Source organism: Cryptosporangium sp. NPDC048952, assembly GCF_043197895.1.
Classification (GTDB): Bacteria; Actinomycetota; Actinomycetes; order Mycobacteriales; family Cryptosporangiaceae; genus Cryptosporangium.
Genome location: NZ_JBICTY010000002.1, coordinates 1,312,856 through 1,330,290 on the forward strand (window position 1 = coordinate 1,312,856; position 17,435 = coordinate 1,330,290).

Below are 17,435 nucleotides of genomic sequence, written 5' to 3' on the forward strand. Positions count from 1 at the left end.
GGGCTCACGCCGGTAGCGGGCGTGAGAGGGTTGGTCGATGCGCATCGTCGTTCTCGTTGCCGTGTGCGTGCTGCTGGCCGGGTGCGCCGGTCAGCCGCCCGTGGTGGATCGGCTCGTCGCGGGCACGGGCCTGGCTCAGGCCTCCGCGACACCGACCGCGTCGGCTTCGGTGGCCGCCGAGCCCCGGGACGGGCGGCTGCTGACGCCGGAGCAGGCCCGCAGCGCCCTGCCGGACATCCGCGAACTCCCCGGCACGGGCTGGGACTCACCGGCCAGTGGTGAGGACCTCGCCACCCCCACGAAGCCGGCGGAGTGCAGCCAGGTCGGGCGCCGCGGCCCCGCGGTCCAGCGCGCCGAGCCGACGGTCCTGGAGAGCATCGTCTACCGCACCCAGTCGCCGCCCGTCGTCGACGCGAAGTTCTTCATCGGTTCCTGGACGAACGCCGCCGACGGATTCGACGTCGACGATGCCACCGCTCTCGCGAAGCGGTGCGCGAAGTTCACCGCGTTCGGCAACGGCAAGGAGTACCCGGTCATCGTCGAGCAGCTCGAGCCGCCGCCGATCGGCGAGAAGCAGTTCGCCGTGCGGATGACTGTCGTCGGGGACGGCTACCTGACGATCTTCTGGTCCCGTACCGGCCACGACATGGTGCAGATGTCGGTCATCCACAACACGACCGACGATCAGCTCACGCCGTTCCGGTCCGTGCTCGAGTCGATCGACAAGGACCTCGCCGCAGCCTGACCGTCGACGGCGTTCACCGGGTCACCGCCCGGCACTCGCAGCGACCATCCGGAGTCGAGCGCCGACCGGGCGATCACGCCCTCGTCCGACGTCGTCACGGTGAACGTCGCAGAACTCACCGCCAGGGTCTTCGTCGCCGGGCCCCCGGGATAGGCGTGCAGCTCCAGGCCGGACAGGTAGTCGTAGTCCGGCCGGTCGCTGCGCGCCCCGATCGGGAGCACCGCTCCTTCGCGGACGTACAGCGGCAGGCTGGTGAAGCCGTGCGTCTCCCGCAACCACCGGCCACCGGCCACCCGGGCGCCGGTCCAGTAGTCGGTCCACTCCCCGTCGGGCAGATAGAAGTCGACGGTGCCCTCGGCGCTGAACACCGGCGCCACCATCAGGTCGGAGCCGAGCAGATATTGCCGGTCGAGATAGGCCACCGCCGGATCGTCCGGGAACTCCAGCTGCACCGGCCGCAGCACCGGCAGCCCGGTCTCGGCCGCCTGCCGTCCGGCTGCGAACAGGTACGGCATCAGCCGGTTCTTCAGCTGAGCGAATCGACGGGTCACCTCGACCGACTCCGCGTCGATCGACCAGGGGACGCGGTAGGAGCCGTTGCCGTGCAACCGGCTGTGGCTGGAGAGCAGACCGAACGCCAGCCAGCGCTTGAACACCGCCGGTTCGGGCTCGCCCTCGAAACCGCCGATGTCGTGGCTCCAGAACGCGAACCCGCTCATCGCCAGCGAGAGGCCGCCGCGCAGCGTCTCGGCCATCGACGTGAACGAGGACGTCGAGTCGCCACCCCAGTGCACCGGCAGCGCCTGACCGCCGGTGGTCGCGGACCGGGCGAACACGACAGCGTCGTGATCGGGACGGGCGCGGCGCAGGACGTCGGTCACCGCGCGGTTGTAGAGGTGCGTGTAGTAGTTGTGCATCCGGAACGGGTCGGACCCGTCGGCGAAGACCACGGCGGTCGGGATGCGCTCGCCGAAGTCGGTCTTGAACGCGTCGACGCCCTGCGCGACCAGCGCCTCGAGCTTGCCCTGGAACCAGGCGGTGGCGTCGGGGTTGGTGAAGTCGACGAGGGCCATCCCGGCCTGCCACATGTCGCTCTGCCACACCTCGCCGGTGGGGCGGCGCACCAGGTAGCCGGCGGCCTTGGCCTCGGCGAACAGCGGCGACCGCTGCCCGATGTACGGGTTGATCCAGACGCTGACGCGCAGGTCCCGCTCGTGCAGCCGGGCGAGCATGCCCTCGGGGTCCGGGAACACCCGCGGATCCCACTCGAAGTCGCACCAGTTGAACTCGCGCATCCAGAAGCAGTCGAAGTGGAACACCGACAGCGGCAGGTCCCGGCGGGCCATCTCGGCGACGAAGCCGGTGACCGTGTCCTCGTCGTAGGCGGTGGTGAAGCTCGTCGACAGCCACAGGCCGTACGACCAGGCGGGCACCTGCGCCGGCCGGCCGGTCAGCTGGGTGTACCGGTCGAGCACCTGCTTCGGGTCGCCCGCGATCAGGTAGTAGTCGATCCGCTCCCCCGGCACGGAGAACTGCACCTGGCTGACCACTTCCGATCCGACCTCGAACGACACGCGGCCAGGGTGGTCGACCAGCACGCCGTACCCGCGGTTGGTCAGGTAGAACGGCACGTTCTTGTAGGCCTGCTCGCTGGCGGTGCCACCGTCGGCGTTCCAGATGTCGACGCTCTGACCGTTCTTGACCAGCGGCCCGAACCGCTCGCCGAGCCCGTAGACGAGCTCACCGACGTCGAGCGCGAGACGTTGGTGGACGTAGTGCTCGGACCCGTCGACGGTGAGGTACGCGACCGACTTGCCGGTCGACGCGGTGAGCGGCTGCCCGCCGGAGGAGAACGTGAGGTTCCACGGGGCGCCGCGCTCGATCGTCGCCGTCAGTTCGCCGCTGGACAACGTCGCACGCTGCGGTTCGATCTGCACGCAACCGTGCCCGGGCTCCGCGCCCACGAGATCGAACCCGACGTAATCCGCCCCACCGGCGAAGTGCTCGACCCGCACCCCGATGACGCCGGGCAGCGGCGAGCTCAGCGTCACCGTCAGCACCGGACGGTTGAGCGTGTCACCGCGCCGCTCGATCCGTTTCGTCGGTGCGGTGATCTGCAGCCGCCCGTCACCGAGGTCGGCGAGGTCGTACGCCTCCTGCGCGTACAGGGCGTCGACCCCGGGCCGGCGTTCCCAGAATCCGTCGGTGAATTTCAGCGGAAGTCCTTCGCGGTCAGTCGAATGGGAGCGGTCACCGTGAGCGTCGTGTTCAGGTACCGCACCTGCAGCTCGGGGTGGTTTCCTCGCAGGGCCACCGACGTCAGCTCGCCGTCACTCCAGTTCAGATCGACGAGGACCCCGGGCCGGGCCACCAGCCCGCGGACCCGCCCGGTGGACAGTTCGCGCGGCACCGCCGGGAGCAGGTCGATCACCCCCGCATGGCTCTGCAGCAGCGCTTCACAGAGCGCCGCGACGTAGCCCAGGTTGCCGTCGATCTGAAAAGGCGGATGCGCCGCGAACAGGTTCGGGTACAGACCGCCCTGCCACGGGCCGGCGCCGCCGCCCGCGTCGCGGAAGATGAGGGCCAGCAGGTCGGAGACTTTCTCGGGCACGCGGAGGCGGGCCCACAGTGCCAGCTTCCAGGCCAGCGACCAGCCGGTGGAGTCGTCGCCGCGTTCGGTCAGCGTGGCGATCGCCGCGTCCCGCAGCGCCTCGGTGAGCGGCTCTTCGCCGGGATAGACGAAGTACAGGTGGGACACGTGCCGGTGCTGCGGATCGACGGCGACCGCGTCGTCGCCCCACTCCCGGATCAGGCCGTCCGGGGTGATGTGCGGACCGGGAAGCCCGATCGATCGCACTGCTTTCGTGAGCTCGTCGTCGATGCCTAGTTGCGTTGCTGCGTCGAGCGTCGTCCGGAACAGCTCGCGCAGCAGCGCGAGGTCCATTGCCGACGCGTAGGTCAGAGCGGTGGGCTCGCCGTCGGCGTCGCGGTACTTGTTCTCCGGCGACGTGGAGGGCACGGTGCCCCAGTCGCCGGTCGGTAGCCGTACCAGCCAGTCCACGCCGAACCGGGCGGCTCCGGCGATCAGCGGCCAGGCACGTCGCAGGAACTCGTCGTCGCCGAAGCGCACGTGATCCCACAGATGGCGCACCAGCCACGCGCCGGCGAGCGGCCAGAACGCCCAGGAGGGATCGCCGCGTCGCGCGCCGACCATCGACGTGTAGAGCCAGGCGTCGCTGTTGGGGTGGGCGGTCCAGCCGCCGGCGTCGTAGATCCGGCGGGCGGTCTCCGCACCCGGCCCGGCCAGCGCGGCGATGAAGTCGTGCAGGGGTTCCGCGGTCTCCGGCAGGTTCGTGACCTCGGCCGGCCAGTAGTTCATCTGCAGGTTGACGTTGAGCGTGTAGTTGCTGCTCCAGGGTGGCTGCATCGAGTCGTTCCAGATGCCCTGGAGGTTGGCGGGCAGGCCGCCGGGCCGGGAGCTGGCGACCAGCAGGTACCGGCCGTAGTGGAACAGCAGTGCGGCGAGGCCGGGGTCGTTGGCCAGCGGCCCGGCCGGGTCGGCGTAGGCACGCGCGAGCCGCCGATCGGTCGTGTCGTTCACGAGGGCCCCACCGAAGTCCAGCTCCACCCGACCGAGCAACCGGGCGTGGTCCGCGCAGGCCCGCTCGATGAGCACGTCGGCGTCGTCGGCCGCAGCCAGCTCGGCCGCCACCCGGCCCAGCGCATCCCGGCCGGACCCGGCCGGTGGTCGGCCGAGACCCGCGAACGTCGTGTCGGTGGAAATCAGCACCACGATCCGGCCGGGGGTCCGGATGACCCGCACCGCGACGGCCGCCTCCAACGCGTCGGGCCCCCAGGTCGCGGCGGGGAAATCCGGCTCGTGCGTCGGCGCGACATCGCTCGGCAGCCGCAGCACGAGAGAGGACGAGGTACGGGACAGCTCCAGCAACGGGCTGCTCAGCCGCACCTCGAACGGCGCCTCGGAGGTCACCCCGTCGATGACGTGCACCAGCATCCCGTCCGGAGCGGACACCACAGTGCGCTGGACGACCCCACCGCTGGTCACGGTGTGCAAGCCGGTGCGGAGGTCGAGCGTCCGCCGATAGTTCGGGCCGTCGAACGACGTCATCTCGACCGTGGCGACCGGCAGGTACGCCTGCGAGTAGTTCGACTGCAGCCGCCGCACCGCCGCCTCGGCGGCCCGGCCGCGTCCGGCGAGGATCAGCCGCCGGGCCTCCTCGATGGCGGCCCGCGACGAATCGGCCGACGGCCGAGGCTGCCGCGACTCGCTCCGCGGACTACCCGACCACGCGGTCTCGTCGTTGAGATCGAACCGCGAGCCGTACGCCATCGCCCCGAGCCGCCCGTTGCCCAGCGGCAACGCTTCGAGCCAGGAACCGGCCGGCCGATCGAATGTCAGCATCAGAACCGGATGCCGCCCGCCGTGAGACCGGCCCGCCAGAAGCGCTGCAGGAACACGAAGGCCGCCGCCACCGGCACCACCGACAACAGCGAGCCGATGACCGTCAACGTCTGCAAGGCGGGGATCGTGATCGACGCCTGGTTCCAGCCGCTCAGGCCGACGGTCAGCGGCATCAGGTCCTGGTCGGTGAGCACGAGCAGCGGCAGCAGGTAGCTGTTCCAGCTCCCCAGGAACGCGAACAGCAGCACCGTGACCAGCCCGCTGGTCATCAGCCGCAGCCCGATCGACAGAAAGATCCGCAGCTCGCTCGCCCCGTCGATCCGCGCGGCCTCGACCAGCGACGGCGGCACCGACGACTGCGCGTAGACGTAACACAGCAGCACACCGAACGGGTACACCAGCGCCGGGAGCAGCAGCCCCGCGTAGGTGTTGTTCAGCCCCAGGTTGACCAGCAGTCCGTACGTGGGCTGCGCGATCACCGTGCCCGGGATGAGCATGCTGCCCAGGACCACGCCCATCACCAGCTTGCGGCCCCGGAACCGGTACATCGCCAGCGCGTAGCCCGTGATCGCGCTGACCAGCGTCGTCGCGGCGCTGCCGAGCACCGAGTAGATGATCGAGTTCATCGCCCAGCGCCAGAAGATTCCGCCGTCGTAGCTGCTCAGGTCCGCGATGTTGTCCCACAGGTGGAACTTCGCGAACGCGAAGCCCGGGGTGGCGAACAGGTCCGTGTTGGACTTGGTCGATGCGACGACCAGCCACACCACCGGAATCAGGAAGTACAGCGAGACGAGCACCATGACGCCGGTGACCACGATGGTCCAGCCGGTGCTGCCGCGATCGCCGGCCGCGCCGCGGCGGTCAGACTGCATCGTCAGCCACCATCGTTCGCCGGTTGGTCAGCCGCAGCACGATCAGCGACACGGTGAGGGTCACCGCGCCGAGGATGACGGCCATCGCGGAGGACAGGTTCTGGTTCTGCCCGAGCGTCGCTGTCGCGTACACGGCCATGTTGGGCGTGTAGTCGCTCGCGATGTTCGCGGTGATCGACTTGAGCACCTGCGGTTCGTTGAACAGCTGGAGCGTGCCGATGATCGACGACAGCGTGGTGAGCACCACCGCCGGCGCGATCATCGGCAGCTTGATGCTCCAGGCGATGCGCAGCTGCCCCGCACCGTCGATCCGGGCCGACTCGTACATCTCCCGAGGCACGGACTGCAACGCGGTGTACAGGATGATCATGTTGATGCCGGTGTAGGACCAGACACTCACGTTGGCGATCGACCACAGGATGGTGCCGGGCGCCAGCAGGTCCGCGGAGATCCCGATGTCCCGCAGAAAGCCGACCAGCGGACTCACCGACGGCTGGTACAGGAACCCCCACAGCAGTGCCGCGATCACGCCGGGCACCGCGTACGGCAGGAAGACCGCGAACTGGAAGAACCGCTTGGCCTTGAGCACCGCGGAGTCGAACAGCAGAGCAAGGCCCGCGGCGACGATCATCATGAACGGAACCTGCACCGCGCCGAACAACGCGACCCGGCCGAAGCCGGTCACGAAGTCCGAGTCACGGAACGCCCGGCTGTAGTTCTCCACGCCGACGAAGACCGTCCTGGCCGTGCCGAAGCCCAGCCCCGACGACTTCGTCGCGTGCAGGCTGTTCCAGATCGCGACGCCGATCGGCGCGACGAGGAACAGCAGGAACAGGATCGTGAACGGCAGCAGGAAGAGGTACGGGGCCCATCGGGAGCGGGTCATTACTGCGCCACGCTGAGCCCGCGGCTCTTCAGGTCGTCGATCGTGGCGGCTTGGGCTTTGTCGAGGGCCTGCAGGAACGTCTGGTTGCCGGTGACGACCTTGGAGAACTCGTCGGTGACCGCCGTCTGGGCGGTGCCGTAGTTCGGCCCTTCCTTCCAGGTAGCCGGGGTGCGGGCCGCGGCGTCCGCGAACACCTCGTTGATGACCTGGTTGCCGAAGAACGGCTGCGGCTTCATCAACGCCGGCGACGCCAGCCCGTTCTTCGTCGACGGGAACAGGCCGCCGACCGAGATCAGCGTCTCCTGCGTCTCGTCGGAGTCGTTGAGCCAGCTGGCGAACTTCGCCGCGATCGAGACGTTCTTCGAGCCCTTGAGTGCCACGACCGCGGCGCCGCCGGAGTCACCGGAGTTGTTCGACCCGGCGTTCGTCGGCAGCGGGGCGATCTTCCACTTGCCCGACGTCTTCCCGGCGTTCTCGACCACCTGCGAGGGGAACCAGGCCGCGTAGGAGATCGTGGCGATCTTGCCCGCGTTGACCGACGCCCAGTACTCCGGCGTCCACATCTTCTGGGTGGTGACCAGCTTCTCGTCGAGCAGCGTCTGCCAGCGCGCGGCGACCTTCTTGCTCGCGGCGTCGTTCACCCCGACGGTCCACGCGTCGCCCTTGGTGCCGTACCAGCTGCCTTCGGCCTGCTGGACCTCCTGCATCCACTGCCCGATCTCGGTGGGCGAGAGGTTCGCGAGGTAGACCTTCGGGTCGGCCTTGTGGATCGCACGCGCGGCGGCGAGGTACTCGTCCCAGGTCTTGGGCACCGCGATTTTGTACTTCGCCAGCAGGTCCGTCCGGTACATCAGCCCGGCCGGCCCGATGCCCTGCGGCACGCCGTAGACCTCGTCGCCGAACGTCACCGACGCCCACGAGCTGGCCGTGTTGTTGTCCTTGATGTCCTGCACGTACTTGGTGATCGGCTTGACCCGGCCGGCGATCACGTAGTCCGGAAGGTCGTGGGTGCTCAACTGCACCAGGTCGGGGCCGGCGCCGGCGTCGACCGCCGCCTCGACCTTCTCGCCGTCGTCTCCGGTCATCCGGTGGAAATTGACCTTGATCCCGTTGTTCTTGCCGTTCCACTTCGCGACGAGGTCCTCGAGGCCGGGCACCCAGCCCCAGAACTCGACGGTTCCGGTGGCGGCCTCGCTGGTCTCTTCGCTGGAGCTGTCGGAGGAGCAGGCAGTGGTCAGCGCACCGGCGGTCACGAGAGCGAGCACGGCCGCGACTAACCGACGACGGCGATGGATAGTCACACGGGTTCCTTCCGGTAACTGCCGTTAGCAGCAGGTGACAGATTTTGTGCCACCCCGGAACAAAAATCAAGAGCGCACGACGGCTACCTCGCCGGGCGCGAGACGCAGACTTCCGCCGACCGCGCGGTCGGCCACCAGATCGTGGCCCTGAGCTGCGATGTCGTACTCCACATCGGAGTGGTTGAGGAGGAACAGATACCGGCCCCGCCGGACCGCCTCCAGCCCGTCCCGGGGCGGAACCACCGGCGGCACGGCCACCGCGGCGTCCAGAATCCGATCGATTCCCGCGTCGTCGAGCCGCGCGGCGACGTACCAGGCCTCCCCCGCGCCGACCGCACGACGGGTCACCGCCGGAACGCCCGCCAGGGGCCCGGTCGTGAACCGCGCGACCACGTCCGCCGCGTCGGCGTGGACCCATTCCGTCCAGTCCGAGGCCGCCGCGCCGTCGTCCAGCTCCGTCCGTTCACCGTCCGCCAGAACGAAGAACTCCTCCACGACGACGCCCAGCAGGTCGCGGAACGCACCGGGGTAACCACCGGCGCGCACGCGGTTGGTCTCGTCGACGATGCCGGACAGGTACGTCACGAGCACCGTCGCACCTCGCTCGGCGGCCGCCGTCACCGCGCGGGCGTTCGCGTCGGACACCAGGTACAGCGCCGGCACCACCACGACCGCGTACCCGGACAGGTCGGCCCACGGGGGCACCACGTCGACGGTCACTCCCCGTCGCCAGAAAGCCCGGTGGTAGTCCCGCGCGGCATGCGCCGGTGGCAGGTCGTGATGCGGTTTCTGGCCCGCGCGCCACGCCCAGCCGGCCTCGTCGTCGTAGAGCAGCGCGACGTCCGCCGTTACGCGCGATCCGGCGACCTCGCTCAGGCGCCCCAGCAGCGCACCGAGCTCGCAGACCTCGCGCCAAACCTTGGTGCGGGTACCCGCGTGCGGCACCATCGCGGAGTGCCACTGCTCGGCACCGGCCGTCGACGCCCGCCACTGGAAGAACATCGCGCCGTCGGCGCCGCGCGCCACGTGCGCGAGACTGTGCCGGACCAGCTCGCCGGGTGCGTTCGACCGGTTGCGCGGTTGCCAGTTGACCGCGCTGGTGGCGTGCTCCATCAACAGCCAGGGCCGGTCGCGGTCCAGGCCGCGGGTGCGGTCGGCAGCGAACGCCAATTCGACGTGGCGCAGCGGGTCCGCGGAAATCGTGTAATGGTCGTTGGCGACGACGTCGACGTGCGGTGCCCAGCGCGCGTAGTCGACGACACCCGGACCGGTGCCCACCATGAAGTTCGTGGTCACGGGGGTGTCGCCGACGATCGAGCGCAGCAGGTCGCGTTCGGCGAGGTAGTGCTCCAGCAGGGCGTCCGAGCTGAACCGGTCGAAGTCCAGCAGCAGCCCGGGGTTCGCCGCGGACTCGCTGTCCCGGGGCGGCAGCACCTGCGCGAACTCGCGGTACCGGTGGCCCCAGAACGCGGTTCCCCAGGCCTTGTTCAGTGCGTCGACGGTGCCGTGCCGCTGCTGCAGCCAGCCCTGGAACGCCTGCGCTGTGACGTCGCAATAGCAGTGGCGGTTACCGCCGCCGAGCTCGTTGCTGACGTGCCACATCCGGACGGCGGGATGGGACCCGTACCGCTGCGCCAGCCGCTCGACGATCCGCAGCGCGTAGCGGCGGAACACCGGTGAACTCGGGCACCACCCGAGGCGGCCGCCCTGCCAGTAGCGGGTTCCTTCGCGGGACACCGGAAGTACTTCGCGGTGCGCCTGGTGCAGCCAGATCGGGGGTGACGCGGTGGGCGTCGCCAGATCGACGCCGATTCCGTTCGCGTGCAGCAGGTCCATTACGCGGTCGAGCCAGCCGAAGTCGAAGACACCGTCGGAGAGCTCGAGGTTGCCCCACGAGAAGACGCCCAGCGTCACCATCGCGACGCCGGCCTCGCGCATCAGGTGGACGTCCTCGTCCCAGACGTTTTCGTCCCACTGGTCGGGGTTGTAGTCACCGCCGAACGTGATCACACGACGTGCCGGATGGCAGTAATGGCGGCGGCCCAGGCATAGGCGCCGAAGTCGAACTCGTGGCGGGTGATGGGCACCGGTTCGGCTGCGGGGTCGAGGCGGTCGCGCATGCCTCGCGTGGTGGCTGCCTCGGCCAGCTCCAATACCGGCAAGCCTTCGCCGGTGACCACGACCTTCTCCGGGTCGACCAGGTTGACGATCGCCGCGATGGCGGCGCCGAGTGCCTCACCCGCGCTGGTGAACGCGTTCTGGGCTACCCGGTCACCGACGCGGGCCTTTCTCACCGCGTCGGCATAGCTGTCGGCTTCGGCGTTCCTGATGATCGCGGGCGCGGTCGCGTACGCGGACACGCAGCCGACATGGCCCCGGTCGCAGCTGGGGCCCTCCGCCGTCACCGGCAGGTGCCCGACCTTGCCCGGATGCCCGCGCGAACCCTTGATGATCGTGCCGTTGACGACGATGCCGGCGGCGATGCCCATGCCGAGTCCGATCACCGCGAACGACCGCAGTCCGACCCCCGCCCCGAACCAGTGATGGGCGGCGGTGAGCGACTGCACGTCGTTGGAGGCCACGGCGGGAAGTCCGGTCGCTTCCCTGACCAGGTCGGACAGCGGTACCTGGTCCCAGCCGAGGAAGTGCGAGCCGACGATCAGCTCGCGGTCGCCGGAGCCGCTGACGTCACCGGCTCCGGCGACGTCACCGGCCAGACAGACGCCGACGGCCGCGAGAGCCGGAAAGTCCGCGCGCAGCGCCTCGACGGCCGCGCCGATCTGCGCGACGACGTCGGCGACCTCGCGAGATTCGATCGCCTGCTCCTGCTGGTGCACCACGGTGGCGTGCAGATCGGTGACCGCGAGGTAGAGCGCGTCACCGGTGAGCTTGATGCCGACGAACGCGGCCGCTTCCGGGCGGATCAGCAGCATCTCGGACGGCCGGCCGCGGCCCGCCACCGGCCGGATCTCGCCCTCGGCCACGATGCCCAGATCGACCAGTTCGCGCGAGAGCCGCGACAGGCTGGTGCGGGAGAGCCCCAGCCGCCGCGAGAGGTCGGCGCGGGAACGGGATCCGTGGATGAGGACTTCCAGCAGGACCGCTCGTTGGGCCTCGGAGAGCTTGGGCCAGGCTCTCTCCTGCCGCTTCGCCACCGGTGCCACGGAAGTGGAGCCTAGTCGACCTTTGTTTCATGGTGGCACTAAATGCGCCGCGCGGTGATCAGCCGGGCGGTCGCGGGCAGACGATAACCGCCGGACCCCGTGCGGTAGCGGGCGATCACGTCGGCCATCGTCTGCTGCGCGTCGCCCCGGTCGAGGGCGCCGAACAGTGGCTCGAGCGGTCCGAAGCCGGCGACGAACTCCCACCAGTCCCCGAAGCTCGGGTATTCGGTGTCCCAGCGGTAGTCCGTTCCCTCGACGTCGTCCAGACCGGCGTCGACCAGGTAGCTCTCGAAGGAGCGCGGACGCGCGAACGCGGTATCGAGGGCGGTGGGCCCGGAATGCCGACGCAGGACCTCGAGCCCGAACCGGGTGTACGGGCTGTCGTTCACATCGCTCCACGTCGCGATGCTGAGCAACCCGCCCGGGCGCAGGATCCGGGCCGCTTCGGCAGCCGCTGCGTCGAAGGGTGCGGTCCCGGCCAGCAGCAGACCCATCCGCGAGATGACCGCGTCGACGCTGCCGTCGGCGAACGTCAGGTTCGTCATGTCCATCTGCTGGAAGTCGACGGTGTCCGCGTCGATCACCTGGGGGTTGATGTCGATCGCCGTGATCTTCAAGCCGGGGCGACGACGGGCCAGCGCCCGGCTGAGTCCTCCCGTCCCGCTCGCGATCTGGACGACGTGCGCGTCCTCCGGCAAGTCGTTCAACGGGTCGAGCAGTGGGGCGACCAGCCCGGACAGCAGCCGCATGATGTTCTCGGTGTTCACGACGTCCAGTACATCGGCGTCCCGGACCGGCTGCCATGCGTGCGTGGACCGCGCGCATACGCGTCCGACTACCATCAGTCGGTGGACGTGATCACGGCGGCAATCGGCAGCGTCAGCGTCGGCCGTGCCAACGGACGCCGGATCGCCGAGGCCGGACCCTACGGGTTGCGCTTACCAGCATCGCGGCTCATCGGCTTCCACGTGCTGCTGTCCGGCGAGGGCTGGTTGATCACCGCAGCGGATCCACCGGTGCCGCTACGAGCCGGGGACGTCGTGTTCGTGGCCGCCGGCGCCGAGCACGGCATCGCCCGGGTTCCGTGCACGCTTGCCGGACTCCCGCCGATCGTGCTGGGCGAGGTGCCGCCGCCGCCCGCGCCGGTCGATTTCGAGTTCCTGTGCGGCACGTACCCGCTGCCCGACGGTCGGGTGCCCGCCGTGCTGCGCAACCTGCCGGACGTCGCCGCGTTCACCCCCGACTACGACCGTCATCCGCATTTGCGCTCGGTCGTCGACATGCTGAGCGCCGACTACGCGCGGCCGGAGCCCGGCAGCGGCGCGGCACGCGCAGCGCTGATCGACCTGATGATCGTGCACATCCTGCGCCATCTGCAGGATCGCTGGCCGCTGAGCGACGAGCCGGGCATCGCCAAGGCGCTGAGCGCCGTCCACGAGCAGCCGGCGCGACCGTGGACCGTGCAGCAGCTCAGTGCTCTGGCGGGCCTGTCGCGCAGTGCGTTCACCCGGCACTTCCGTTCGGTCACCGGCTCGGCACCGATGACGTACGTGACGGACTGGCGGCTCGCGTCGGGAGCGCGGCTGCTGCGGGAGACGAGTGAGCCGCTGGCCACGGTGGCGCGGCGCGTCGGCTACGCGACGCCGTTCGCGTTCGCCACCGCGTTCCGCCGCAAATACGGTGTCCCTCCTGGGCGGTACCGTCGCTGAGTGGACACTCGTGCCATGAACGCCGAGGACCTGGAGCGGGCCGTCGAGGTGATGAGCGAAGTTCTGCGGCCGGCTCTGGACGACGACTGGTCCGTGCCGGCGGGGGTCCTCGAGTGGAGCTGCCGGGAGACGCTGGCGCACATCGCGCACGATCTGTTCGCCTACGCGGCGCAGCTGGCCGGTCGGCGCCTGAGCAGATACCTGCCACAGGACCTGGTGATGCGCGCCGAGGCGACCACCACCGACGTGCTGGCAGCCGCCGAGGCGAGCGGCGCGCTTCTCACGACCACGATCCGCGCCGCGGACCCCGAAACCCGCGCGTGGCACTACGGCCCCTGCGACCCCTGCGGCTTCGCAGCACTCGGAGTCGCCGAGATCCTCGTGCACACCCACGACATCACCCAGGGCCTGGGTATCCCCTGGCACCTTCCGGCGGAACTCGGCGCAGCAGCCCTCCGCCGCCTGGCCCCCGACGCCGATCCCGATCTGCTCCGCTACACCGGCCGCCTGGGCGACGTCGGCGAATGGCACTGGCACGCCGCCCGCCCCGATCAGTGACGCGCTACCGCAGCTCTGCGGCTTCGTCCTTCAGCGACGTCAGGACGCGACGGGTCTGGGGCGTGTCCGGGAGCACCGCGAGCAGCAGCGGCGCGGACGAGAACGTGGACTGGTGGTCCACGAGTCGCCGAACCCACTCCATGCCCGCCGCCAGCTCGGCGAGCGGATCGGTCGCGCCGCCGGTACGCACCCAGTTCCCCAGGGCCGAGCGGTGGATCGCGTCGATCAGGGCGGCAAGCGCCATCGGCTGGAACGGCGGGGCGTCGGGCGGCAGGTGATCGCGGAGGAACGACCGGGTGAGCGCCACGTACCGCTCGTGCTCGATCACCTCGCGCTTACGCAGCTCCGGCACGACGCGCGTCAGTTGGTACCGCCGGAGGACGAGGTCCGGCCGGCTGATGAACTCGCGCAGCGACTCCTCCGTCGCCGCGATGACGGCGTCGACCGGATCGGCGTCGGGGGCGGACGCGAGCAGACAGCGCTCGACCAGACCGCGGCGTTCGGGGTGGTCGGGGAAGACCAGCTCGTCTTTGCTCTCGAAGTGCCGGAAGATCGTCCGGCGCGAGACGCTGGACGCCTCCGCGACCGCCTCGACGGTGACGTTCGCGTACCCCTCCTTCAAGAAGAGGGCCATCGCCGTCTCGGAGATCCGGTACTTCGTGTCGAGGATCTTCCGCGAGGTCACCGCCGGTTCAGCCATTGGTGCCGAACGGTACCCCAGATGCCCCGGCGGAACAGCAGCACGACGAGGACGAAGACCGACCCGGTGACCAGGTCGATGCCGTGGAAGCCGGACGAAGCCAAGTAGTCGGCGAGCATCACGACCAGGAACGCACCGAGGATCCCTCCCCAGAGCGTGCCGATGCCGCCCAGCACCGTCATCAGGACCACTTCGCCCGACGTGCTCCAGTGCAGCTCGGTCAGCGCGACGAAACCGTGGTTGATGGCGAACACCCCGCCGGCCAGCCCGGTCAGTCCGGCCGAGAGCACGAACGCGACGACCTTGTACTTGTCCACCTCGTACCCGAGCGCCCGGGCCCGCGGGGTGTTGTCGCGGATCGACACCAGAACCCGTCCGAACGGTGAGTGCACGATCCGCCAGGCCGCCCACATGCCGAGCAGGAGGATCGGCAGGGCCGCGTAGTAGAAGTAGAACGAGTTGGTCTCCACCGGCTCGATGCCGAAGAAGGACCGCGGCACGCCCTGCAGCCCGTTCTCACCGCCGGTCAGGTCGCTCCACTGGTAGCCGACGAAGTAGACCATCTGCGCGAACGCGAGCGTCACCATCGCGAAGTAGATCCCGGATCGACGCACCGACAGGTATCCCAGCGGCAGCGCGAGGATCATCGCGAACACCGCACCACCGAGAACGGCCAGCGGGAACGGCACTCCGTAATGCGTCGCGATCAGGCCGGTCACGTACGCCGAGCTGCCCCAGAACGCAGCGTGCCCGAACGAGAGCAACCCCGTGTACCCGAGCAGGATGTCCAGGGCGATCGCGAACAGCGCCATCGCGACGATGTCCATCGCCACCGGCGGGTAGACGAACCAGGGCAGCGCCAACGCGGCCACGAGGCCGACGGCCAGCAGCACCCAGCGCCGCCTCGAACTCCGCGTCGTCACCGGAGCGTCCGCCCCCGTGACCGGCGCCTCGGTGACCGTCATGCCGTCGCCTCCCTACGTCCGAACAGTCCCGCCGGCCGGACCAGAATGATCAGAGCCATCAGGACGAAGATGAGGATCTGCGCGAACGTCGGGGCGTACGCCTGCCCGAACGCCTCGACCAGGCCCACCAGGAAGCCCGCGACGACAGCGCCGACGATCGAGCCGAGCCCGCCGATGACCACGACCGCGAACAGGATGATCGCGAAGTTGTTGCCCATGTCGGCCGTGATCGCTCGGAACGGTGCGGCGAGCACGCCGGCCACTCCGGCGAGCGCGACGCCGAAACCGAAGACCGGCGTCACCCAGCGACCGACGTTGATGCCCAGCGCCCGGGCGAGTTCCGGCTTCTCGGTCGAGGCCCGGACGATCATGCCGACCCGGGTCCGCGTCATCACCAGCCAGACGAGCACGCAGACCACCGCGGACGACAGCAGCACGAACAGCTGGTAGCGCGGCAGCACGACACCGGCCAGCTCGACGCGTCCCCGGAGCACACCCGGGAGCTCGTACGGCAGCCCGGAGACGCCATAGCGCTGTTTGACCAGCTCGACGACGACCAACGTGAGGCCGAACGTCAGCAGGAAGTTGTAGAGCGGATCGAGCCGGAGCAGCCACTGCACGAGCAACCGCTCGACGACGACGCCGACGGCGAACATCAGCACCGGCACGATCAGCAGGGCCCACCACAGCGACAGGTCGAAGGAGTCGAGCAGGACGGCCGCGGTGACGGCGCCGAGCATGTAGAACGCGCCGTGGGCGAAGTTCACGACGCCCAGGACCCCGAAGATGATCGCCAACCCCAGGGCGGCCAGCGCGTAGAAACTGCCGGCCGCCAGGCCCTGGACGGTGTACTGCAGCGCCGCGTTCACATCGAGCACCCGGCTGCCTCGGCGGGAGCGAAGGCCTCCGCCGCGGGGATCGTGGCCACGATCTCCTCGTAGTCCCAGGGTTCCTTTACCTCCGACGGCTTCTTGACCCGCACGAGGTACGCGTCGTGGACGACCGAGTGGTCCTTGGCCCGGATCTCCCCGTTGCGCAGGAACGCGTCGTCGACCTTCGTGCCTTCCAGCTTGCCGACGACCTCGTCGGCGTCGTCGGTGCCCGCGGCCTGGACAGCCTCCAGGTACTGGAGCGCGGCGGAGTAGTTGCCGGCGTGTTCGAAGCTCGGGCGGGCGCCGGTCTCGTCGCGGAACCGGTCGGCGAACGCGCGCGACTCGTCGTCCATGTTCCAGTACCAGGCGTCGGTGAACATCGTGCCGGCGAACTGGTCCACCCCCAGCGAATGGATGTCGTTGATGAGCATCAGCCCGACGGCCAGCTCGATGCCCTTTTCCTTCAACCCCGACTCGTTGAACTGCTTGACCAGGTTGATCAGGTCACCGCCCGCGTGCATCGTGCCGATGACGTCGGGGTTGGTGCTGCCTGCCTTGGTGAGGAACGTCGCGAAGTTCTCGTTCGGGAAGGGCGTGGGGATCGTGTCCTGCACCGTGCCGCCGGCCTTGGTGATCGCGTTGGTGAACGACTTGGTCATGTTCTGACCGAACTCGTAGTCGGGGTAGAGGATGGTCCAGTTCTTGCCACCGTTCTTCGTCACTGTCGTGCCGGTGCCGTGGGCGAGCATGTAGGTGTTGTAGGCCCACTGGAACGTGTACTTGTTGCACTGGGCGCCGGTCAGTGCGGTGGTCGCCGCGCTGACGTCGAGGAAGAGCTTTTTGTGGTTCTTGGCCTGGGTGGCGACGGCCAGTGCCGCGGACGAGGTCGGCACGTCGAGGATGACGTCCGCTCCCCCGCGCTCGTACAGCTCCTGCGCCTTGGTGTTGGCGATGTCCGGCTTGTTCTGGTGGTCGGTCGACGTCACCTCGATCGTGTCGACGACGGCCTTGTCGCCGTACTTCTTCCGGTAGTCGGCGACGGCCATCTCGACCGCCTTGACCGAGTTGGGTCCCGACGCGTCCTTGTAGATCCCGGACTGGTCGTTCATCACGGCCAGCACGAGTTTGTCTCCGGTGAAGTCACCACCGGACGCCCCGGGACCGCCTTGCCCACAGGCACCGAGTGCCAATACCGCTGCCATCGCGATGAGTCGCGCCCTCTTCATGGGAGTCCTCCCGG

15 protein-coding genes are annotated in these 17,435 nt (G+C 69.3%); 3 read left to right on the forward strand and 12 right to left on the reverse strand.

Annotation, left to right across the window (positions count from 1 at the left end; translation table 11 throughout):
- The first annotated feature begins 37 nt into the window (after positions 1 to 37).
- Positions 38 to 745: a hypothetical protein gene (locus ACGFY5_RS14400; RefSeq protein WP_392720065.1), complete on the forward strand. Its 708-nt coding sequence runs from the start codon at positions 38 to 40 to the stop codon at positions 743 to 745.
- Here the strand turns inward: ACGFY5_RS14400 and yicI are convergent.
- From yicI to ACGFY5_RS14440, 8 genes are all read right to left on the reverse strand, one after another.
- A complete protein-coding gene (yicI, locus tag ACGFY5_RS14405) occupies positions 685 to 2,961 on the reverse strand; it encodes an alpha-xylosidase (protein WP_392720510.1) in 2,277 nt (758 codons plus the stop codon). The genes ACGFY5_RS14400 and yicI overlap by 61 nt on opposite strands.
- Entirely contained in the window at positions 2,958 to 5,168 is a 2,211-nt protein-coding gene (locus tag ACGFY5_RS14410; RefSeq protein ID WP_392720066.1) for a glycoside hydrolase N-terminal domain-containing protein, read from the reverse strand. The genes yicI and ACGFY5_RS14410 overlap by 4 nt, the downstream gene beginning before the upstream one ends.
- The gene (locus tag ACGFY5_RS14415; protein ID WP_392720067.1) at positions 5,168 to 6,040 is read right to left on the reverse strand and encodes a carbohydrate ABC transporter permease; all 873 of its coding nucleotides are present in this window, start codon (positions 6,038 to 6,040) and stop codon (positions 5,168 to 5,170) included. The genes ACGFY5_RS14410 and ACGFY5_RS14415 overlap by 1 nt, the downstream gene beginning before the upstream one ends.
- Positions 6,030 to 6,926 (reverse strand): carbohydrate ABC transporter permease, encoded by an 897-nt coding sequence (locus tag ACGFY5_RS14420; RefSeq protein WP_392720068.1) that lies wholly within the window; start codon positions 6,924 to 6,926, stop codon positions 6,030 to 6,032. Before ACGFY5_RS14420 ends, ACGFY5_RS14415 begins: the two co-directional genes overlap by 11 nt.
- Positions 6,926 to 8,227 (reverse strand): ABC transporter substrate-binding protein, encoded by a 1,302-nt coding sequence (locus ACGFY5_RS14425; protein WP_392720069.1) that lies wholly within the window; start codon positions 8,225 to 8,227, stop codon positions 6,926 to 6,928. Before ACGFY5_RS14425 ends, ACGFY5_RS14420 begins: the two co-directional genes overlap by 1 nt.
- Before the next feature lie 66 nt (positions 8,228 to 8,293).
- A complete protein-coding gene (locus ACGFY5_RS14430; protein WP_392720070.1) occupies positions 8,294 to 10,237 on the reverse strand; it encodes a beta-galactosidase in 1,944 nt (647 codons plus the stop codon).
- Positions 10,234 to 11,391: an ROK family protein gene (locus tag ACGFY5_RS14435; protein WP_392720071.1), complete on the reverse strand. Its 1,158-nt coding sequence runs from the start codon at positions 11,389 to 11,391 to the stop codon at positions 10,234 to 10,236. The genes ACGFY5_RS14430 and ACGFY5_RS14435 overlap by 4 nt, the downstream gene beginning before the upstream one ends.
- A gap of 38 nt (positions 11,392 to 11,429) precedes the next feature.
- Positions 11,430 to 12,158, reverse strand: coding sequence for a class I SAM-dependent methyltransferase (locus ACGFY5_RS14440; protein ID WP_392720072.1), 729 nt, complete (start codon positions 12,156 to 12,158; stop codon positions 11,430 to 11,432).
- An 81-nt stretch (positions 12,159 to 12,239) separates the two neighbouring features.
- Between ACGFY5_RS14440 and ACGFY5_RS14445 the strand changes: the two genes are divergently transcribed.
- Positions 12,240 to 13,100, forward strand: coding sequence for an AraC family transcriptional regulator (locus ACGFY5_RS14445; protein WP_392720073.1), 861 nt, complete (start codon positions 12,240 to 12,242; stop codon positions 13,098 to 13,100).
- Positions 13,101 to 13,658, forward strand: a complete 558-nt coding sequence (locus tag ACGFY5_RS14450) for a maleylpyruvate isomerase N-terminal domain-containing protein (protein ID WP_392720074.1) — start codon at positions 13,101 to 13,103, stop codon at positions 13,656 to 13,658.
- A 4-nt stretch (positions 13,659 to 13,662) separates the two neighbouring features.
- Here ACGFY5_RS14450 and ACGFY5_RS14455 read toward each other — a convergent pair whose 3' ends face one another.
- The 4 genes from ACGFY5_RS14455 to ACGFY5_RS14470 are packed head-to-tail and all read right to left on the reverse strand — an operon-like array spanning position 13,663 to position 17,421.
- Positions 13,663 to 14,358 (reverse strand): TetR/AcrR family transcriptional regulator, encoded by a 696-nt coding sequence (locus ACGFY5_RS14455; RefSeq protein WP_392720075.1) that lies wholly within the window; start codon positions 14,356 to 14,358, stop codon positions 13,663 to 13,665.
- The gene (locus ACGFY5_RS14460) at positions 14,340 to 15,323 is read right to left on the reverse strand and encodes a branched-chain amino acid ABC transporter permease (protein WP_392720076.1); all 984 of its coding nucleotides are present in this window, start codon (positions 15,321 to 15,323) and stop codon (positions 14,340 to 14,342) included. The genes ACGFY5_RS14455 and ACGFY5_RS14460 overlap by 19 nt, the downstream gene beginning before the upstream one ends.
- Positions 15,320 to 16,192 (reverse strand): branched-chain amino acid ABC transporter permease, encoded by an 873-nt coding sequence (locus ACGFY5_RS14465; protein ID WP_392720512.1) that lies wholly within the window; start codon positions 16,190 to 16,192, stop codon positions 15,320 to 15,322. The genes ACGFY5_RS14460 and ACGFY5_RS14465 overlap by 4 nt, the downstream gene beginning before the upstream one ends.
- Positions 16,189 to 17,421, reverse strand: coding sequence for an ABC transporter substrate-binding protein (locus ACGFY5_RS14470; RefSeq protein ID WP_392720077.1), 1,233 nt, complete (start codon positions 17,419 to 17,421; stop codon positions 16,189 to 16,191). Before ACGFY5_RS14470 ends, ACGFY5_RS14465 begins: the two co-directional genes overlap by 4 nt.
- Positions 17,422 to 17,435 lie beyond the last annotated feature (14 nt).

Excerpts from the sequence above, each read along its gene's own strand:
- ACGFY5_RS14400 (WP_392720065.1), top strand. The coding sequence starts at position 38 with ATGCGCATCGTCGTTCTCGTTGCCGTGTGCGTGCTGCTGGCCGGGTGC.
- ACGFY5_RS14410 (WP_392720066.1), bottom strand. The coding sequence starts at position 5,168 with ATGCTGACATTCGATCGGCCGGCCGGTTCCTGGCTCGAAGCGTTGCCG.
- ACGFY5_RS14415 (WP_392720067.1), bottom strand. The coding sequence starts at position 6,040 with ATGCAGTCTGACCGCCGCGGCGCGGCCGGCGATCGCGGCAGCACCGGC.
- ACGFY5_RS14420 (WP_392720068.1), bottom strand. The coding sequence starts at position 6,926 with ATGACCCGCTCCCGATGGGCCCCGTACCTCTTCCTGCTGCCGTTCACG.
- ACGFY5_RS14455 (WP_392720075.1), bottom strand. The coding sequence starts at position 14,358 with ATGGCTGAACCGGCGGTGACCTCGCGGAAGATCCTCGACACGAAGTAC.
- ACGFY5_RS14460 (WP_392720076.1), bottom strand. The coding sequence starts at position 15,323 with ATGACGGTCACCGAGGCGCCGGTCACGGGGGCGGACGCTCCGGTGACG.
- ACGFY5_RS14470 (WP_392720077.1), bottom strand. The coding sequence starts at position 17,421 with ATGAAGAGGGCGCGACTCATCGCGATGGCAGCGGTATTGGCACTCGGT.